Here is an 18,373-nt window from a genome sequence, read left to right as displayed (position 1 = left end):
GTATTTGTTGCATTTAAGTAAGTCTCTTTACAAGTAACTGTTTCTTCTTTTTAAGAAAGAAAATATACTAGGTAAAATAATTAGATCCAGCCCAACAATCGTTGTAGATTTTTATGCTGAACTCTTTTGTTTTTGGTCTAAAAGATGACTAAAGAAAGTTAATAGACTGGCACAGACTGCAACTAATCCACCGACCCATGTTACATTCATTAAATTCCCTTGATGGTATACAATTCCTCCTAATGCAGAACCAAAAGCAATGCCTACGTTGCTAGCCACTGGCATAAGTGAAGCGGCTAGTCCTGTAGCATTTGGCTGATAAATTCCGGCGAGGTCTATTAAATATAGCTGAGTAGAAGTTGTTAAGAGGATAGCCATTAACGACATGAAGCCAATGTTTATCAGTCCTAAAATAAAATGATTTGTTGTCCAAAATAAACTTGTCAGAACAACTGCTTGCACGAGAAAAACAAACCGAAGGCGACCGATTGGATTGTGGCTGGCAATTTTACCGGCAAGAATGTTGCTGAAAATCGAGATAAATCCGTAACCAAATAAGATTAAACTAATTGAATTATTTGGAGCTCCCATTCCCTTTAAGATAGGGACAAGGTAAGTAAAGACGACATAAGTTGCGCCAAATCCGAGAGCAGGAATGAAAAAAGCCATCAAAATTCGAGGCTTGGTCATTAAAGAAAACTGATCACGTATCGAACTTCGTACTTGGCTGAGATTATTAGGTAAGACAAAAAAGGAGGCCAAAAACGCCAAAACTCCTAGGAATGTGGTTAACATGAAAGTGGCATTCCAGCCGTACCATTCGGCGATTACAATTCCAATTGGCACTCCAACGACATTTGCAAGTGTGAATCCACCAAAAACGAATGATATAGCAAGTCCGCGTTTATTAATCGGCATGGTTTCACTTGCAACAATCATGGCTAGGGAGATTAATACCCCTGTTACAATCGCTGTCATAATTCGAAGGGCAATGAGCAGGATGTAGCTCGTCGAAATTACGCACAAAGCATTCAGGACGATGAAAGATCCTATCAAAAACAACATCCATTTACGCTTTGGAAAATGACTTGTTGCTGACATCACTAGTGGTGTGGCGATGGCAAACGTAATAGCAAACGCAGAAACGAGTGTGCCTGCTTTTGCATTTGTCATATGTAGGCTTGAAGAAATATCTGTTAAAATTCCGACAATAACAAATTCGCTTGTCCCGAGAACAAATGTTAATAAAGTAAGTGTTAAGATGAGCAACCAATGTCGCTTGGATAATTTTGTGGTGTGCATAAATACCTCTTTTCTTAGATGAATGTAAATGTGTCAAATAGTAGATACACAACCTGAACATCATACCATAAAATTTTTTGTGAGAAAAATCCTTTCTTATTCGAATAGAGGTTAATGAATTACCAGAATCTACATGGCTGCAGAGTTAGAAGAAGTCTATACATACCTGATAGGCAATATAACATTAAAAGCTTTACATTGACGTTGCGTAAAGGATTAAGCTTTAAGATAAGGGGGGAGATAACATGGAAAAAGTAAGAATCAATTTAATCAATAGCTTAGATTTCTATGAAAAGTGTTTATTAGGAAATGTTAATGAGAATTCATTCCGATATGAATTGATGCAACCGATGAAAACAATGTGGGATTATTTAAACGTACCGTTAAAAGCAGCGCAACCTAATGGATACGATGTTGTTATGGCGTCAGAGATGTTAGGGATTTGGACTCCAAGAAAATCTATTCAACAAGTTAAGGATAATCTGCCAGAGATTATAGAATCTGGTATTTTTGTTGAATATCAGGAAGTAATCTCAAAGGGAATTGATGAATTTGAAAAGATAGGCTATTCTATTCCCCTAAAAGAAATCGACGTAAATATTCTTTTAGGGGATGAAGATAGTCAAGAAATGAAAGTAAATAAAGGATATTCAGGTTTTGGTGGAATACCAGGATATATTTTGCTAATGGTTGTTCCTAATGATTTTAATAAGAAACGATTAAAATCCGCTTTAGCTCACGAGTTTAATCATAATGTTCGTTTTACATTTGAACCATTTAATCATGGTGACGTGACTGTAGAAGAATATTTAGTGTTGGAAGGTTTAGCTGAATGTTTTGCTGAAGAAATGTATGGGAAAGAATTGATAGGACCATGGATTGTAGATTTTGATAAAGAAGAGATGGAGTACTCAATCGAAGTGATAAAAGAAGGAAGAAAGACTAAAGGTTTTGGAGAAGTTTCAGCTTATATGTTTGGTGATGAGGTTGCTAAGAAACAAGGGTACAGTCCAGTTGGTTTATCAGAGAATGCAGGTTATACTATTGGTTACCACTTGATCAAGAAATACTTAGCCAACAGTAACAAGAGTATTGCCGAAGCGACACTGACTCCTACTGAAGAAATAATGAGAGTCTCTAAATTTTTCGATTAACCTCTCTTGCAACTGATACGGTAGTGCAAAAAAAGTTATATAAATAATCAAACTATTGATAAGAATTTAATCTGCATCATTAAATAACAGCGTATCAAGGTTAATATCGCTAATTGAATTAAACTATTTCTCAATGACTTCGAGAAATAGTTTTTTTATTATTATATTTTGGTTTTTATGTTGTTTTACTTTGTTTATATGTTTATTTTTACAACTTGTTAATAAAAATACAACATCTGATTAATAATTTGGCTTTACAATGTGAATCAGGAGGTGACACGAATGCAAATAAAATTTTCAAAGGCTGCGTTCTTTTTATTACCGGTTGGAATACCTCTTACACTCTTTTGGATTATTCCGAATTTGTTTAGTTTAGGTATTAGTTTTACAGACTGGGATTTCATGACAAATGGTTTTCATTTTGTTGGTTTAGATAACTATTTCAATTTGTTTACCCAGTCATCGTTTAAGCAGGCATTGCTAAACACTCTTTATTTTGGATTTGGGACAGTTATTCCAACGATTGTATTGGGATTAGGTTTTGCTTTGTTCTTTAGAAAAAATTTCAGAGGCTCTGCCATTTACAAATTGATGATTTTTTCACCATGGGTAACACCAACAGTAGCTGTATCGATTGTATGGTCACTTCTTTATGAACCGAAATTAGGTGTTATCAATAAGGTACTAGGCTTGGTAGGGATACCTGGATTGGATTGGCTTAAGAGCAGTGAAACCGCAATGCTAGCAGTCATTATTGTAACGGTTTGGAAACTAGTTGGATGGACAATGATTTTCTATATTGGAGCGCTCGAGAAGGTACCTGATAGCTTATACGAAGCGGCAAGTATTGATGGAGCTAATGCATGGCAGAAGTTTCGAAATGTAACACTTCCGATGGTTTCACCAACAACTTTTTTCTTAATTGTTGTGAATACGATTGTATCGCTGCAAGCATATGATCAAATTAAAATCTTAACACAAGGTGGACCGAGTGGTTCGACAAGAACATTACTCTATTTATTCTTCCAACAAGCGTTTGAACAATTTGATATGGGATCCGCGACAGCCATCGCGTTTATCATATTAATAATTACTATTCTATTATCATTTATAAACAAAATAATAGGTGACAAGTGGGTGAATTATTAAGACATGAGTAATCAAAAAAAGACACCGATTATTACAAAGCATCTCTTTTTAGCTATATCGAGTATCTTGTTTGTCTTTCCTTTTATTTGGATGGTCCTTAGTTCGTTTAAAACATCCAGTGAAGTACTACAAGGTGGTTTTTGGCCAAAAGAATTTCATTGGGAAAATTATCAAGAAGTATTAGGAGTCATTCCTTTTCACACATATATATTTAACAGTTTCTATACTTCTTTGATTATTACAATCTATGTTCTTATTTCATCAGCGCTTTTTGCTTATATGTTGGCATTTTATAAATTTAAAGGGAAAGAATTTACGTTTGGCGTTGTCATGGCAACATATATGATTCCAGGTGCTGTATCGTATGTTCCTGTGTATGTGATGTTAGCAAAAATGGGATTGTTAAATAACCATTTTGGATACATTATTTCTTTATCAGTTAGTGTATTTGGGATTTTTTATTTAAGACAAGCGTTCCTTAAAGTTGGTCATGAAATCGTAGAAGCAGCCAAGATAGATGGAGCAAGTGATTGGAAGATTCTTTGGAAGATTGTCTTCCCGATGACACGCTCATCATTTGTGACACTAGGTTTAGTGACATTTGTCGAAAACTATAATAACTATATTTGGCCAGCTCTAGTATTAAAAGATAACGATAAAAAATTGATCACTAACGGGGTTGCTGATTTTTTCATTAATAGCTCATTAGGTAGGGATTGGTCACACATTATGGTTGCAAGTACAATCGCTACAGTCCCACTCTTACTTGTATTTTTAGTATTACAAAAATGGTTCCTCTCAGGTGTTTCTGATTCTGGAATAAAGGGTTAACTAATTTAAAAGGAGGCATTTCATGATGAAGAAATTATTAACGCTTTTTATGGTTGTATCATTATTTGTTAGTGTTCTTGCAGGTTGCTCTGGAGGAGAAGGAAATGTAGTTAAGGTAACAAAAGAAGGGGATAAAATTGTTGTCCCATTCATTAACGGAGTTGGGGGATCACTTGCTGATCGTTTAGATAAAATTGTGATGGATTTCAATAAAAGTCAGGACAAGTACATTGTAAAAACGACAAAAGCAGGTAACTATGATGAGTCTTATCAAAAGCTTCAAAGTGGATTTGCGGCAAACAATCAAGAAGCCATTGCTTTACTAGGTTCAGACGTTATTCAAAACTATATTAACAAAGAGCTAGTTGTCCCAATCGATAAATTTATCAACAATGATAAAGAATTAAAAATAGACGATTATGGTAAAGGTTTTGTTAGTCAAGCAACAGTTGATGGGAAATTTTATGGAATTCCTCTATACGGTACAACTCAAATTCTTTATTATAATAAAAAAGTATTAGAGGAAAATGGTTTTACAACAGATGACCTAAAGACATGGGAAGGAATAGAAAAGGTAGCCGAAAAAGTATCAAAACGTGATGGGAATGGAAACGTTAAATACGCAGGCTGGATGCCGATTTGGGGTACGACAAACTTAATTGATTCGGTTCGAAGTGCTGGAGGAAACGTATTAAGTGAAGACGGAAAAACAGTTTTAATTAACGATGAAACATGGGTAAAGGTATGGGAGAAATACCGTAAGTGGCTTCATGAAGATAAAATCATGAACATTCATACAGGTGGTACTGGATGGGAATATTGGGATAACACAATTATTGATTTTGTTGAAGGTAAAACATTAGGATATACAGGTTCATCTGGTGACCAAGGATTTGTCTATAAATCGTTAGGTGAGGGAATGGATGAGGCCGAAAGACTGGCTACATTTGGAGCAGTTCCACAACCAGGCTGGGGTGACCATAAGCCAGCACCTAAATTAGAAGCTTATTTTTTAACATTAACTAGAAATACCGATCCAGAAGTAGCACAAGGTGCATATGAATTTATGAAATTTGCGACAAGTACTGAAAAAACAGCAGAATGGTCAATGGAAACAGGCTATATCCCTGTTCAAAACAATGTCACAGATTATAAGCCTTATGCAGATTTCGTAAAAAAACAACCACAGGCGTTAGTTCCGTTAGAGCAAGCAAATAAATATGGCGTTTCGCCATTTATTGATCCAACAGGCGGAAAAATCTATGATGCATTAGATATAGCGAAAGATAAAGTAGAAATCGAAGGAATCTCTGCTAAGGAAGCATTAGATGAAGCAGCGAAAATTGCTCAGGAAGAATTAGATAAAGTTAAAAAGAAATAATATACTTTTCGAAGAGGAATGGAGGTGCTTCTCTTTTGAATGAAAGAAGTACCTTCGTTATTTCGTGAATTGGTCTTATAGAAAGAGAATAATAGGCTATATGTTTTAGGAGGCGAAGAAGATGAAGAAAGGAATCATTTTCGATAAGGATGGAACATTAATACAGCTCGATACTGTTTGGTACAAAATCGTTGATTGTGTGCTTCATGATATATTTCAAAAGTTTCCGAATGAAAAGAACAGACGAGATGAATATATGCAAATTATTGGAATGGACAATAATGATTTTGAGAGTACGAGTCTACTAGCTTGTCACACGAATTCTTTTATTGCAGCTGCATGGTATTCATTATTGGGAGAAAAAAATATTAAAAAAGGGGAATTTATACATGATGTTTGTGCATCATTCAAAAAGCATTCTACATCAGATGACCTCGTATTTACAGAGGTAAAAGGTGCTCAAGAAACATTAAAGTATTTAAAAGATCATGATTATATTATCGGTATTGTGACAGCAGACGATGTTGATGCAGCTATTCATTCGCTTAAAATGACTAATCTATATGAGTATATAGATTTTTTAAGTGCAGAGGATGGAATCAATAAACCTAAACCTAGTAGTGAATGTTATCATATTTTCAAAGATAAATTCCTACTGAATGATGAAGAAGTTTTAATGGTAGGTGACACGTTAACAGACATTCGATTTGCACGAAACTGCCATATTGAAGTAGCCGGGGTTCTTTCTGGTGCATGCAGTAAGGAAGATCTAGAAGGAAAAGCAGACTATATTATAGATAGTGTTAAAGATATTCAAAAGATTTTATAGCACAAAAAAACAATGACAATATTGATACACAGAAGGTGAAACGGATGAAATTAGGATTAGAAACAGAAACCTATCATTTACTTTTTCAAAATGGTCGAATGGATATTTTTGATTTCATTAGAAAAACAGCGGAACACGGTTTGGATGGGGTAATGATTAATGTCATTGCTTATCCCGGCGATAAATTTTTACATCCTAAGTGGGGTGCTCTTGGCGGTGCTGAACCTGATCATTTAGAGAAGGTGCGTAAAGAAATTGAAAAATATGGATTATACGCAGAGATTGACGCAAGAGGAACAGAACCAGGGCATTTATCAGAGGTAATTGAAGTAGCACATAAAATTGGAGCAGATGTGATTCGGACGTATTGCTGTCCAGGGAAATATGATAAAGAATTGCTAGATCAAGCACCAAGTGATATAAAAAAAGTTGTGCCACTTCTAAAAAAATATCGCATTAAATTAGCTGTTGAAAACCATGAGGAAGAAATAGCTGACGAAATCATACAGATAGTAAATGAAGTAAACAGCTATTGGGTAGGAGCTCATTGTGATTTTGGAAATTCAATGATGGCATGGGAAGACCCGGTGGAAGCAGCAAGAAAGCTTGCTCCGTATACGTATACAACCCACTTTAAAGATCACATTATCATCGAAGCAAAAGATGGTTATAAAGTGTGCGGTGTTCCGGCAGGACAAGGAAATATCGATTTAGATGAAATCTTTAAAATTATGGTGGAGCATTCCCCGTTAACAAGAATTAATATTGAAATGTGCTATCCTTATGTAGCTCGATTTAAAAGGGAAAAAGGTACAGGAGGTATTTTTGAAGTAGGCGAAGGGGCGTTTAAAGTGGAGAATCCTCCATTTGATCGAAATGTGATCGAGCCAGAAAATTATTACTATCCTCCTGAAGAACATTTAGAAGAGCTAATCGAAAAACAAATTCAAGGTGCTGAGCAATCGATTAAACATGCAATAGAGCTTAGAGATAAGTATTGTAGATAACGTCAATTTTATTAGAATATTGGCCAAGCGTTGGGTTGATTTCCGTTCCGACTGGGCGCTTTGCCGCTGACGCTTCGCTTTCGCGCAGAGCAGAGCTTCCTGGGGGCGTCCGATGAGCCGCTTCACTCGCGTTGCTCGCTCCAGGGTCTCATCTGTGACGCTGATCCCCAAGGAGTCGCCCAGTCGCCACTCCAATCAACTTATATCAATTTCGCTTTGACGTAATGGTATATGTTTTAATAAATGACATACCAAACTTTTGGCGATGATCCTGAAAAAATTACAATATTAGGAGGCAATGATGGCTCAGCTATTATTCGAACATATTTATAAAAAATATGATAATGATACAACAATCGTAAAAGATTTTAACCTAGAAGTGAATGATGGAGAATTTATCGTTTTTGTAGGACCTTCAGGATGTGGAAAATCGACGACATTACGTATGATTGCAGGTCTTGAAGAGATTACAGATGGGGACTTTTATATTGATGGAAAGCGTATGAATGATGTTGCACCTAAAGATCGAGATATCGCAATGGTCTTCCAAAATTACGCTCTTTATCCACATATGACGGTATTCGATAATATGGCATTCGGTTTAAAACTTAGAAAGTATAGCAAAAAGGAAATTGAAGAACGTGTAAAACATGCAGCGGAAATCCTTGGGCTAGAGCAATATTTAGAGCGAAAACCTAAAGCACTTTCCGGTGGACAACGTCAGCGTGTGGCATTAGGACGTGCGATTGTTCGGAATGCAAAAGTTTTTTTAATGGATGAGCCGTTGTCAAACTTAGATGCAAAACTACGTGTTCAAATGCGTGCTGAAATTTCGAAATTGCACCATCAGTTGCAAACAACAACTATATATGTAACCCATGACCAAATCGAAGCGATGACGATGGCTTCTCGTATTGTTGTGCTAAAGGACGGCATCATCCAACAAGTGGGTACACCTAAAGAAGTTTATGATAAACCTGCAAACGTATTTGTAGGAGGTTTTATTGGCTCTCCTGGAATGAACTTCTTCAAAGGAACATTAACAGAAAGTGCTTTTATAGTTGGTGATTGGAATCTTCAAGTGCCAGAAGAAAAGCTGGAGTTCTTTAGAAATAACGGGTATATGAATAAAGAAATTATCTTAGGTATACGCCCAGAAGACTTCTATAATGGTCAAACACCTTTAGACTTATCCTATCAAACGAAAGTAACCGTCAATATTGAAGTATCAGAATTAATGGGATCAGAAACTTATCTCTATTCGAAAAATAATGGTCAATCCTTCGTTGCACGCGTTGACTCCTCAACAGATGTGCAAAACCAATCAAAGATAGACCTTATGTTGAAAATGGAGAAAGCTCATTATTTTGATGCTCAAACTGAAAAAAGACTTATTTTATAGAGCCTTCATTATTATTGAAGATAGATTTCTAAAGAAGAATATAAAAGTGGCTAGGACAAAACTGGTCAAAACCTTAAAAAGCGCGAGAAATCAATTTAAAAACGTTGATTTCTCGCGTTTTTTTGATGTAAAATATTTTAATTTTGCGTAAAAAAATATGCTTATGTCATAAGCGACGTAAATTATCAGTGCGGTCAGAGAGTGTTGCATGAAGGTAGATGTCGATATTTTTCAAAAGTTGGTTGATAAATTAAAATAGTTGGTTGATAAATTAAAAAAGTTGGTTGATAAATTAAAATAGTTGGTTGATAAATCGATAAAGTTGGTGGATAAACAATCTCAAAAGTTCTCGACAAATCTCAAAACTGCAGCTCATTAAAGAATTATGTCCCAGCCGTTGCGCTCCGCTCCACTTTCGCTGCCGAAAATGAGGTTTTGTCTGAGCCTCTTTGTTGTGCTGAAAAATAAAATGGTCAAGGAAATCTTTGAAATGGTTACGAGAGAATGGGGATGTGTGGTATCAAGTGAATGGTGATTTCACCTTTGAAGGAACTGATTATCCTCTCTTGACATTAGAAGATTTACTGAAGTCTCAACAATCTTGGGAGGTAGTTGGAGAAAAACGAAGTGAAATATTTGATCGTCTCATTCGCTCGAAAGCACAGTATCATGTGGAAAGCAAACAGGAAATTCTTCGACCGGTAGCGAATTCTCACATCAACCAAGGATTTGGGTATATCATAGAAGGATACAATAATATTCCTAAGTTCTAATAAACTCATTATGGCGAATAGTAGAATCAAGTTGAATACTTAATAGTTTCGGAATAGGTGGCGTGATCGAAGGGCAAAAAGGATTCGGCTGCAGTAACTGGAAAAAGGGCTGTAAATTTGTTATCTGGAAAAACGATAAATTTTTTGCCACTATGAAGAAGAAGCCTACAAAAACAATGGTGAAGAAATTGCAACTGATGGAACGGTATTGGTCAAAGGCTTAACGAGTAAGAAGGACAATAAATTCGACGCACATTTAAAATATGAATAAAATTTAGATAATGAATATTTTAGTTGGAAGATGGAGTTTGCTGAAAATAAGGATTAAGATCATTTTTTATAAAAAGTTATTTAAACCAACAAGGGCCATCCGCAAAAGGTGGCTCTTCTTTGATCTTGTGACATTATGGCGAACAAACACAACTTCATACAAAATACAGATTGCGAGACTATAATGATTAGAATAGGAGGGATGGGAATATGCCAAACCAGATTTTAGTAATTGAAGACGATCAAGATATTCAGGAAGTCATAAAAGAGTTTTTATTGTCTCAGAATTATATTGTTCATGCGGCATCGGATGGGTTGGAAGGAGTACAATTGTTTAACCGTTTCGATTTTGATTTGGTGATTCTAGATATTATGATGCCGAACTTGGACGGTTATCAAGTATCCCAATTGATCAGAAGCAAATCGAACGTACCGATTATTATGCTGACCGCACTTGATGAAGAGCAGAATCAAGTGAAAGGCTTTGAATTAGGGATTGACGATTATATAACGAAACCGTTCTCTTTTCACATTTTTATTAAAAGAGTCGAAGCGATTCTCCGAAGAAGCCGCTCTAAGGAAAATGAAAATATCCTTAAGTTCCATGAACTTGAGCTTGATTGTGATGGGTATAAAGTGTTCGTGAATGGAATCGAAGTGACTTTGACAATCAAAGAATTCGATATCGTACAGACACTGCTCGAGAACAGGGGCAAGATTGTAACGAGAGAGATCCTGATAGACAAGCTTTGGGGCTACGACTTCTATGGGGATACCCGCATTATCGATACCCACATGAAGAACATTAGAAAAAAAATAAATGTTCCTTATATTAAAACGGTGAAGGGCGTGGGATATAAAATTGATCAATAAACTGCGAAAACGGGCTTTCCAAAAAAGTATAACCTGGAAAATATTTGTCGTCACTACGCTGCTTTTATTTATATCTGCGGCGATTATTTATTCTACTTTGTATTTTTTTCTGCCGATATTTTATGAAAACTATAAAAAGGCGCAATTGGATAGCGCTGTAAAGGAATTAGTAACAGACGCTCATAGCCTTTCTTTTCAAGATGCTCGTGCACGCCTCGATGAATTTGGACAAAAAATGAATGCTATGCCATTCTTGTTTAATAATCAACAACAGGTTGTGTACCCTGATTTTGTTTCGTCAAGCGGAGGAGCGGTTGTTAGCGGCAGCACGGTTGTGAGCGATTCTTCGGCGGATGATATAGCCATCTCTATATCGACTGGCAGTCCTATAGCGGATCATTCTCCAAATCAATACATCATTACCGAACCGATTGCATTTAAGGATTGTATATTGACGCTTAGAGTGAATGCAACACTGCAGCCGATAAATGAAGTTTCTCAAGTATTACTTAGGTTGATTCCCTATATCGGTCTTTTAATAATCTTTGTCTCGGTTAGTGGGGCGTTTGTTTACTCGCGTATTGTATCCAAGCCGCTGCTGGCGATTAACCTGGCGGCCAAAAAGATGTCTAATCTGGACTTTGCGGTTAAAATCGAACATAAGTCTACAGATGAAATAGGCGAGCTGTCGGATAGCTTAAATGACATGTCGACTAAATTACAGAGAACGATGCAGGACTTGAAAACAACGAATATGAAATTAAGAAACGAAATGGAAAAGGAAAGGGAAATAGAAGCCAAACGCCGGGAGCTATTCGGAATCATTTCCCATGAACTAAAATCGCCAATTACAGCTGTGAAAGGGCAGCTTGACGGGATGATTCACGAAATTGGCATTTACAAGGATCGGGATATGTATTTGGGAAGGTCCTATAAGATATTAGAAAACATGGAGCATTTGATTCATGATATTCTACATATATCTAAATTCGAACACCAAATCGTTTCTCCAAAATCGGAGTATATCAACCTGTCTGCATTGATTGGTGCGATTATTAAAGATTTCGATTATTTTACAATTGAGAAAAATATTCGAGTGATCTCCGATATTGAAGCTGATCTTTTTATTCATACAGATCCAAAGCTTTTAGAAAAAGCGTTAAAAAATGTGATTCACAATGCGATTGTCTATTCCAATTCGTCAGAGCAAGTGACGATTCAATTAAAAAAGACAGAGAGTGGAATGTTGAAGTTTCAAGTTTTAAATACAGGCGCCCGTATACCAGAGGATGCTTTCAATCAAATTTTCGAACCTTTTTATCGTCTGGAAAAATCAAGAAACCGGAATACCGGAGGCAGCGGGTTGGGATTGTATATCGTGAAGATGGTACTCGAAGCTCTATCGATCAATTTTTCAATGAGAAATACGAATCAAGGCGTTTTATTTAGTGCCGAAATACCTGAGTAAAATACATACAAACTCCAGATTAACTACAAATCAACTCCAGTTAGCACTGTTAGATTGTAGACAAGAGGAAATTGAAAAACAAAAACAATTTTCCTCAAACCAAAATGGAGGGATTTACAATGAAGAAAAAACTTTTGTTAGGCACAATCGTTTTGGCAACTGCACTTGTCCCGGTCAGTGCATATGCAACAAATGAGGCTCTTTTCGGAGGAGAGAACAGCAACACTTATAGCACGTCTGTCAAAGTACAACCGGGAACAGAACCTGAAAACGCAATCGGATTTGCGGGAAGCGTTCCTTCAAAGGAAATACTTACGCAAATGATCGAAGAGGCGAAGAATAACTCCGATAAAACAGGATCTCGTACAATTGTTGTAGAATATGTTCCGCAAACAGGTCAGGAAGAAAAACTGACGGTTTCGCTTGACGACTCGACAGAAAACATCATTGCCAAGATTCAAGAGAAATTTAAAGAAGCCAAGCCTCTCAGTGCAACTGCTATTCCCGCAGGTAAGCAGGAGATAAGTGGTTCCAACACTTTTAATACGTCTGTCAAAGTGGAGCCGGGAATGGTACCTGACAATATGATCGGATTTGCGGGAAGCGTTCCTTCAAAGGAAATACTTACGCAAATGATCGAAGAGGCGAAGAATAACGCAGACAAAACAGGATCTCGTACGGTTATTGTAGAATATGTTCCACAAACGGGTCAGGAAGAAAAACTGACGGTTTCGCTTGACGATTCGACAGAGAACATCATTGCCAAAATTCAAAAGAAATTTAGAGATTCCTAACCTCTTAGCGTAACTATAGCTTCTTAACGAAATGAGGAAAATTTGGAAAAGGTTATCGACGAAAACTTCTCGCATGGGTACGTTGGTTATTGATGATCAAGACCATACAAAAGAGCATAAACAGACCAAAATCTAAATTCAGTTAGATTTGGTCTGTTTGACATTTGGTTTCGCCTATTCCGGTTATTGCTGCCGAACAAGGTAAGACGCAAACCTCCTTACATACGCGGGCTGCCCATATAAAAGGAATTTGATATTTTGCTTGTCCTTGTTAATTGTTCCATACTAAGTTTAGAGTATGAAAAAACGCCAAACTAAAGATATTTAAGGGCATAGCTTATGTTTTCGTTAAAATGTTGGCGGGACTCCATTAGAATGATTAAGACTATTAGGTCGTAATACGGGAATCCCAACCCTTTTTTCTTCTTTTCTAAATCAAATGGGTTACCTTACGAGCCGAAACCTTAAAAATCAAATAAGGAAAATCTCCATTTTACACCGGAAATTGCTTCGCTACACTCCTCGTATATTTTCCAAAGTCACATTGACTAATTAAATTCCGAATTTTACCATAGTCAAAACTATTGTCCCTAATCATTGAGAGCAAAGAGTTAGATTTGGAAAGTGCATTTTTTCATTTACTTTTTTTGTCCCCTAAATAGAAGTTTTGTCGAAAATATTTTGCTATCTATTAAAAGTAGTATAATTCATAAAAATAGTAGGCGTGTTGATTGGGAAAAAATAGGTCTATTATAGAGTGAAAAAAGGATTTAATAGAAAAGTTATCGGATCAATCGATATTTTCCTGATTAGAAAAGTGCGCAAAAAAAATAAAAAGTAAGTGAGGTAGTCTATGGGCTTTTTCAAAAAGAAAAGTAATTCTAAATTACATTCCAATTCTATTTCAACTAGCCAAATGCTGAAGACAAGTTCAACAAATGAATTAAAAACAAATCTTCAAGAAAATTTACAAAGAATAAAAGATTCCCTTGGGAAAAGCTCGGATATTATCATTCGAGAAATTCGAGTTGGAAAAGAAGAAACTATTAAAGCCGGTATTATCTATACAGATGGATTAACCGATACAACTGCATTACAAAATTTCATTTTAGAAACGCTCATGCTAGATATCGAAGGGACCGAATTACAGAAAAAGCTATCTCCTGAACAAAATCTTATTAGCGTATTAAAAGATTTTGCCATGACAGTAGGTGAAATTAAAGAACTAACTAATTTTGAAGAGCTTCTTACTGGACTATTATCGGGGGATACGATTATTTTAATCGATGGATATGCCCAAGGTTTAATCATTTCCAATAGGCATTGGGTTGAGCGCGGAGTAACGGAAGCAGCAGCTCAGGTGATAGTAAGAGGACCCCGCGAAGGATTCTCCGAAAATTTGCGTGTAAATACCGCCTTAGTTCGTAGAAGACTGAAAGACCCAAATCTCTGGATGGAATCAAAAATTATTGGAAAACGTACGAAAACGAATGTTGCCATGATGTATATCAAAGGAATTGCAAATGACAAAATAGTGAAAGAAGTCCGTTTGCGTTTGGATAGAATAGATATTGACGCAATTCTTGAAAGTGGAAATATCGAGGAATTAATTGAGGATGGGCCATATTCACCTTTTCCAACCATACTTAATACGGAACGGTCGGATGTAGTAGCTGCAGAATTATTGGAAGGAAAAATAGCTATTTTTGTAGATGGAACACCATTTGTCCTAATCGTTCCAGCAATATTCATTCAATTTTTCCAATCTTCAGAAGACTATTATCAAAGTGCGGATATTGCAAGTCTTATTCGGCTCCTTCGTTTTTTTGCATTTGCGATTTCAATGCTTGCACCTGCAATATTTATTGCGGTCACAACTTTTAATCATGTAATGCTACCTCCTGGACTTCTTATTAGTCTGGCAGCTCAACGAGAAGGTGCTCCATTTCCGGCATTTGTTGAAGCAATTATAATGGAAGTCACCTTTGAAATCTTGCGTGAAGCAGGTTTAAGAATGCCACGAAGCATTGGTTCAGCCATGTCTATTGTAGGGGCATTTGTAATTGGAACAGCAGCGGTGGAAGCAGGTATAATCTCTGCTGCGATGGTAATCGTGGTTTCAATAACCGCCATTTCTAGTTTCGTTTCTCCAACTTACAACTTAGCTATCTCTGGCAGGATTCTACGCTTTGGGTTTATGGCAATAGCTGCTTCTTTTGGTTTATTAGGAATAACGATTGGTTTAATCGCTCTACTTCTGCATTTATGCAGTTTGCGTTCTTTTGGTGTGCCTTATATGTCTTCACTAGGTCCATTTAATCTTTCAAATCAAAAGGATACATTTATTCGCTTGCCTATATGGAAAATGTTTACTCGTCCTCCTCTAATCAATCAACAAAATATCGTTAGGCAACAAGATTCAGCCTCTGCAAAGCCAGAACCACCAAAAAATAAGGAGTCTGAAGGGGGTTAAACGATGAAAAAGTGCATGTTTGTTTTCCTAATTCTTATCCCCCTTCTTACGGGGTGTTGGGACAAGAGGGAATTAAATGAGCTTGGTATTATGTTGGCAATGGGAATTGATAAAGTAGAAGATGAATACAGAGTAACTGCTCAAGTGGTTGTACCTTCGGAAGTATCCATGAAAACAAGTACTGGACGAACACCAATCATCCTGTATCAGGAGAAGGGAGAAACGGTATATGAAGCTTTACAAAAAATTACAAAGGAGTCGCCCCGAGAAGTATATACTGGACATCTTCGAATGCTTGTGCTTGGTGAGGATTTAGCTGAAGAAGGCATAGCCAAATCCATAGAGTTATTGTCAAGATATTGGGAACTTCGATCTGATTTCTATGTTGCTATTGCTAAGTATAAGACCGCAGAGGAATTGCTGAATGTCAGAACAACGATTGAAAATATACCCGCCAATGAAATGTTTAACACGCTTAAAACGCCAGAAGCTACCGCGACTTCAACAAACGGCTTCACATTAGATGAGTTGATAGCCAGTCTTACAAGTGCTGGAAAGGAATCTGTATTAACAGGGGTTCTAGTAAAAGGAGAACTAGAAAAGGGATCAAATAAACAGAATGTGGAATCGATTACTCCTTCTGTGCAAATTAAATATGATGATTTAGCAGTGTTTAAAAAAGATAAACTGGTGGGCTGGTTAACTGAACGCGAAAGCAGAGGATATAATGCCATCCTCAACAAAGTGCATAATTCTGTAACTGCTATATCTTGTCCTAAAGGGGGAAAAGCAACTTTAGAGATTATTCAATCGGATTCTAAAATCAAAGGCAAAATAAACAAAGGTAAGCCTGAAGTGGATATCAATATTAAAGTAAAAGGAAACGTTGAGGAAGTAGAGTGTCAAATTAATCTTAATGACCAAAAATCAATTGTTGAGCTAGAGAAAAATACTGAAAAACAGTTAGAAAAGACCATTAAGCTGACCATTGAAACGGCACAAAAACAATATAAGTCAGACATATTTGGATTTGGTGAAGCCATTCATCGATCTAATCCGAAAGAATGGAAAAAGATCAAAAAGCAGTGGGATGAGGAATTCCCTGAGATGACAGCGAATGTTAAAGTAGACGTAAAACTTGTACACACGGGTACAGAAGGTAGTTCCTTCTTAAAAAAGATAGAGGTTAAATAATCATGATAAAAACTATGGGAATATTACTGATTGCAGCAGTTATTCTGTGGATTGAAGTGCCACCTCTCTTGGAAAAAAAATATAAAAAAGAGTTGCTTGTATTTTTAATTCTTCTTGCAATTGGGGTAGGTCTAAGTATTACACTTTTTGGATTTGAAAAATCTATTCCAAATCCTTTTGATTTACTCACTTTTATTTTTAAACCACTTAATGACTTAATTTCTCTTTTATTGAAATAAAAGCACAGTGTAGAGGGGAAGGTATGATATGAATGATGCAAGACGTTAAAATAAATTCGTACCAATTTCTAGTGTTAGTTATTTTATTTACGATTGGTACGAGCATCTTAACTGTACCATCAGCATTAGCAACCGACGCAAAGCAAGACGCCTGGATTTCCACTATAATTGGTACAGGAATCGGTTTATTAGTCGTATGGCTATTCATCACTATAGCAAATTGGTTCCCCGACCTCACTTATGTCCAAATCATTGAAAAACTATTTGGAAGATGGATAGGTAAAGCCATTTCTGCTTTTTTTGTATTTATAACTCTTCTTTATGCTTCAGAACTTTTGTATTATTTTGGGATATTCCTAAACATCCATATGCTGCCGAATACTCCAATGGTAGTCCTTAATATTCTTATGGCGTGGATTGTGGTGATGGGAGTCCGTCTTGGATTGGAAACCTTCGCTCGTACAGCAGAAATCCTAATTGTCGTGTTCTTCGTCTTTTTTTTCATTTTAGTAGTGTGTATTTCACCTGAAGTAAAGTTTGAAAACATACAGCCTGTATATGAGATGGGGACAAAAAAGATCGTTCAATCATCTATTTTTTATGTTATAGTATCTTCGGTAAATGCCGTTGTTCTCTTAATGATTTTTCCTTCTTTTGTTAATAAAATAAAACAAGGTAAAAAAACTTTTTTAATTGGAAACTTAATAGGTGGTATCGTCATCATCGTTATTACATTTTTATGTGTTACAGTATTAGGCGCTGATAAAACTGCAGGAGAGATTTATCCAAGCTATGAATTGACCAAAAAGATAAATATCGGGAATTTTATACAGCGTATTGAGGGATTAATGGCATCACTTTGGATTATCACTCTCTATTTTAAGACGACCCTTTATTTTTACGTTTCCGTTTTAGGGATGGCGCAAATTCTGAATTTGAAAGATTACCGCCCTTTAACATTACCGTTAGGCATGATTGCTGTTATCCTTTCTCTTGTGATTTATCCTAATATCGTCTACCTAAACCATTTTGACGAAACAACGGGTAATTCTTTAACATTATCAATCGGACTTTTTTTACCTCTATTGTTGGTTGTCGTATATGCAATACGAAAAATATTGAAATTGAAATAAACGAATAGATAATTATTTTAAGAAATCTATAGATAAACCTTTAATGGGACTAAAAATATAGGTATAAACTCTATAATACATAGAGAAGGAAACACTGAAAG

Annotated in this window: 16 protein-coding genes and 1 pseudogene; 16 read left to right on the top strand and 1 reads right to left on the bottom strand. The window is 36.2% G+C overall.

Annotation, left to right across the window (positions count from 1 at the left end; translation table 11 throughout):
• Positions 1–111: 111 nt before the first annotated feature.
• Entirely contained in the window at positions 112–1,302 is a 1,191-nt protein-coding gene (locus tag ACQKMV_RS11405) for an MFS transporter (protein WP_427503998.1), read from the bottom strand.
• A 245-nt stretch (positions 1,303–1,547) separates the two neighbouring features.
• Here ACQKMV_RS11405 and ACQKMV_RS11400 point away from each other — a divergent pair, with 245 nt between their 5' ends.
• The 16 genes and pseudogenes from ACQKMV_RS11400 to ACQKMV_RS11325 all read left to right on the top strand — a co-directional run bounded on the left by ACQKMV_RS11400 (position 1,548) and on the right by ACQKMV_RS11325 (position 18,272).
• A complete protein-coding gene (locus ACQKMV_RS11400) occupies positions 1,548–2,456 on the top strand; it encodes a DUF2268 domain-containing protein (protein WP_427503997.1) in 909 nt (302 codons plus the stop codon).
• Between the two features lie 282 nt (positions 2,457–2,738).
• Positions 2,739–3,605, top strand: a complete 867-nt coding sequence (locus ACQKMV_RS11395; RefSeq protein ID WP_427424057.1) for a carbohydrate ABC transporter permease — start codon at positions 2,739–2,741, stop codon at positions 3,603–3,605.
• A 3-nt stretch (positions 3,606–3,608) separates the two neighbouring features.
• A complete protein-coding gene (locus tag ACQKMV_RS11390; protein WP_427503996.1) occupies positions 3,609–4,436 on the top strand; it encodes a carbohydrate ABC transporter permease in 828 nt (275 codons plus the stop codon).
• Positions 4,437–4,461: 25 nt separating this feature from the next.
• Entirely contained in the window at positions 4,462–5,817 is a 1,356-nt protein-coding gene (locus ACQKMV_RS11385) for an ABC transporter substrate-binding protein (protein WP_427504272.1), read from the top strand.
• A gap of 121 nt (positions 5,818–5,938) precedes the next feature.
• Positions 5,939–6,646, top strand: a complete 708-nt coding sequence (locus ACQKMV_RS11380; protein WP_427503994.1) for an HAD family hydrolase — start codon at positions 5,939–5,941, stop codon at positions 6,644–6,646.
• Positions 6,647–6,690: 44 nt separating this feature from the next.
• Positions 6,691–7,653 carry a sugar phosphate isomerase/epimerase family protein gene (locus ACQKMV_RS11375; protein WP_427503993.1) on the top strand — a complete coding sequence of 321 codons (963 nt, stop codon included), beginning with the start codon at positions 6,691–6,693 and terminating at the stop codon, positions 7,651–7,653.
• A gap of 301 nt (positions 7,654–7,954) precedes the next feature.
• Entirely contained in the window at positions 7,955–9,055 is a 1,101-nt protein-coding gene (locus tag ACQKMV_RS11370; protein ID WP_427503992.1) for an ABC transporter ATP-binding protein, read from the top strand.
• 485 nt (positions 9,056–9,540) lie between these two features.
• Positions 9,541–9,828: a hypothetical protein gene (locus ACQKMV_RS11365; protein ID WP_427503990.1), complete on the top strand. Its 288-nt coding sequence runs from the start codon at positions 9,541–9,543 to the stop codon at positions 9,826–9,828.
• A 62-nt stretch (positions 9,829–9,890) separates the two neighbouring features.
• Positions 9,891–10,099, top strand: a pseudogene (locus ACQKMV_RS11360) (topoisomerase C-terminal repeat-containing protein); the annotation flags it as partial.
• 209 nt (positions 10,100–10,308) lie between these two features.
• Entirely contained in the window at positions 10,309–10,971 is a 663-nt protein-coding gene (locus tag ACQKMV_RS11355; RefSeq protein WP_427503988.1) for a response regulator transcription factor, read from the top strand.
• Complete coding sequence (locus ACQKMV_RS11350) at positions 10,964–12,439, top strand: ATP-binding protein (RefSeq protein WP_427504270.1); 1,476 nt, start codon at positions 10,964–10,966, stop codon at positions 12,437–12,439. Before ACQKMV_RS11355 ends, ACQKMV_RS11350 begins: the two co-directional genes overlap by 8 nt.
• 119 nt (positions 12,440–12,558) lie before the next feature.
• Complete coding sequence (locus ACQKMV_RS11345; protein WP_427503987.1) at positions 12,559–13,233, top strand: hypothetical protein; 675 nt, start codon at positions 12,559–12,561, stop codon at positions 13,231–13,233.
• An 853-nt stretch (positions 13,234–14,086) separates the two neighbouring features.
• Entirely contained in the window at positions 14,087–15,706 is a 1,620-nt protein-coding gene (locus tag ACQKMV_RS11340) for a spore germination protein (RefSeq protein ID WP_427503986.1), read from the top strand.
• 3 nt (positions 15,707–15,709) lie between these two features.
• Positions 15,710–16,900 (top strand): Ger(x)C family spore germination protein, encoded by a 1,191-nt coding sequence (locus ACQKMV_RS11335; protein ID WP_427503985.1) that lies wholly within the window; start codon positions 15,710–15,712, stop codon positions 16,898–16,900.
• Positions 16,901–16,902: 2 nt separating this feature from the next.
• A complete protein-coding gene (locus tag ACQKMV_RS11330; RefSeq protein WP_427424064.1) occupies positions 16,903–17,139 on the top strand; it encodes a hypothetical protein in 237 nt (78 codons plus the stop codon).
• A 32-nt stretch (positions 17,140–17,171) separates the two neighbouring features.
• Entirely contained in the window at positions 17,172–18,272 is a 1,101-nt protein-coding gene (locus ACQKMV_RS11325) for a GerAB/ArcD/ProY family transporter (RefSeq protein WP_427503983.1), read from the top strand.
• Positions 18,273–18,373 lie beyond the last annotated feature (101 nt).

Source organism: Lysinibacillus sp. NPDC094403 (assembly GCF_050278745.1).
Lineage (GTDB): Bacteria > Bacillota > Bacilli > Bacillales_A > Planococcaceae > Lysinibacillus.
The sequence above is the reverse complement of the archived record's forward strand: the minus strand, read 5'-3'. Positions and strand labels throughout refer to the sequence as shown.

Excerpts from the sequence above, each read along its gene's own strand:
- ACQKMV_RS11340 (WP_427503986.1), top strand. The coding sequence starts at position 14,087 with ATGGGCTTTTTCAAAAAGAAAAGTAATTCTAAATTACATTCCAATTCT.
- ACQKMV_RS11405 (WP_427503998.1), bottom strand. The coding sequence starts at position 1,302 with ATGCACACCACAAAATTATCCAAGCGACATTGGTTGCTCATCTTAACA.
- ACQKMV_RS11370 (WP_427503992.1), top strand. The coding sequence starts at position 7,955 with ATGGCTCAGCTATTATTCGAACATATTTATAAAAAATATGATAATGAT.
- ACQKMV_RS11335 (WP_427503985.1), top strand. The coding sequence starts at position 15,710 with ATGAAAAAGTGCATGTTTGTTTTCCTAATTCTTATCCCCCTTCTTACG.
- ACQKMV_RS11380 (WP_427503994.1), top strand. The coding sequence starts at position 5,939 with ATGAAGAAAGGAATCATTTTCGATAAGGATGGAACATTAATACAGCTC.
- ACQKMV_RS11330 (WP_427424064.1), top strand. The coding sequence starts at position 16,903 with ATGATAAAAACTATGGGAATATTACTGATTGCAGCAGTTATTCTGTGG.
- ACQKMV_RS11395 (WP_427424057.1), top strand. The coding sequence starts at position 2,739 with ATGCAAATAAAATTTTCAAAGGCTGCGTTCTTTTTATTACCGGTTGGA.
- ACQKMV_RS11345 (WP_427503987.1), top strand. The coding sequence starts at position 12,559 with ATGAAGAAAAAACTTTTGTTAGGCACAATCGTTTTGGCAACTGCACTT.
- ACQKMV_RS11355 (WP_427503988.1), top strand. The coding sequence starts at position 10,309 with ATGCCAAACCAGATTTTAGTAATTGAAGACGATCAAGATATTCAGGAA.
- ACQKMV_RS11375 (WP_427503993.1), top strand. The coding sequence starts at position 6,691 with ATGAAATTAGGATTAGAAACAGAAACCTATCATTTACTTTTTCAAAAT.
- ACQKMV_RS11400 (WP_427503997.1), top strand. The coding sequence starts at position 1,548 with ATGGAAAAAGTAAGAATCAATTTAATCAATAGCTTAGATTTCTATGAA.
- ACQKMV_RS11390 (WP_427503996.1), top strand. The coding sequence starts at position 3,609 with ATGAGTAATCAAAAAAAGACACCGATTATTACAAAGCATCTCTTTTTA.
- ACQKMV_RS11385 (WP_427504272.1), top strand. The coding sequence starts at position 4,462 with ATGAAGAAATTATTAACGCTTTTTATGGTTGTATCATTATTTGTTAGT.
- ACQKMV_RS11325 (WP_427503983.1), top strand. The coding sequence starts at position 17,172 with ATGATGCAAGACGTTAAAATAAATTCGTACCAATTTCTAGTGTTAGTT.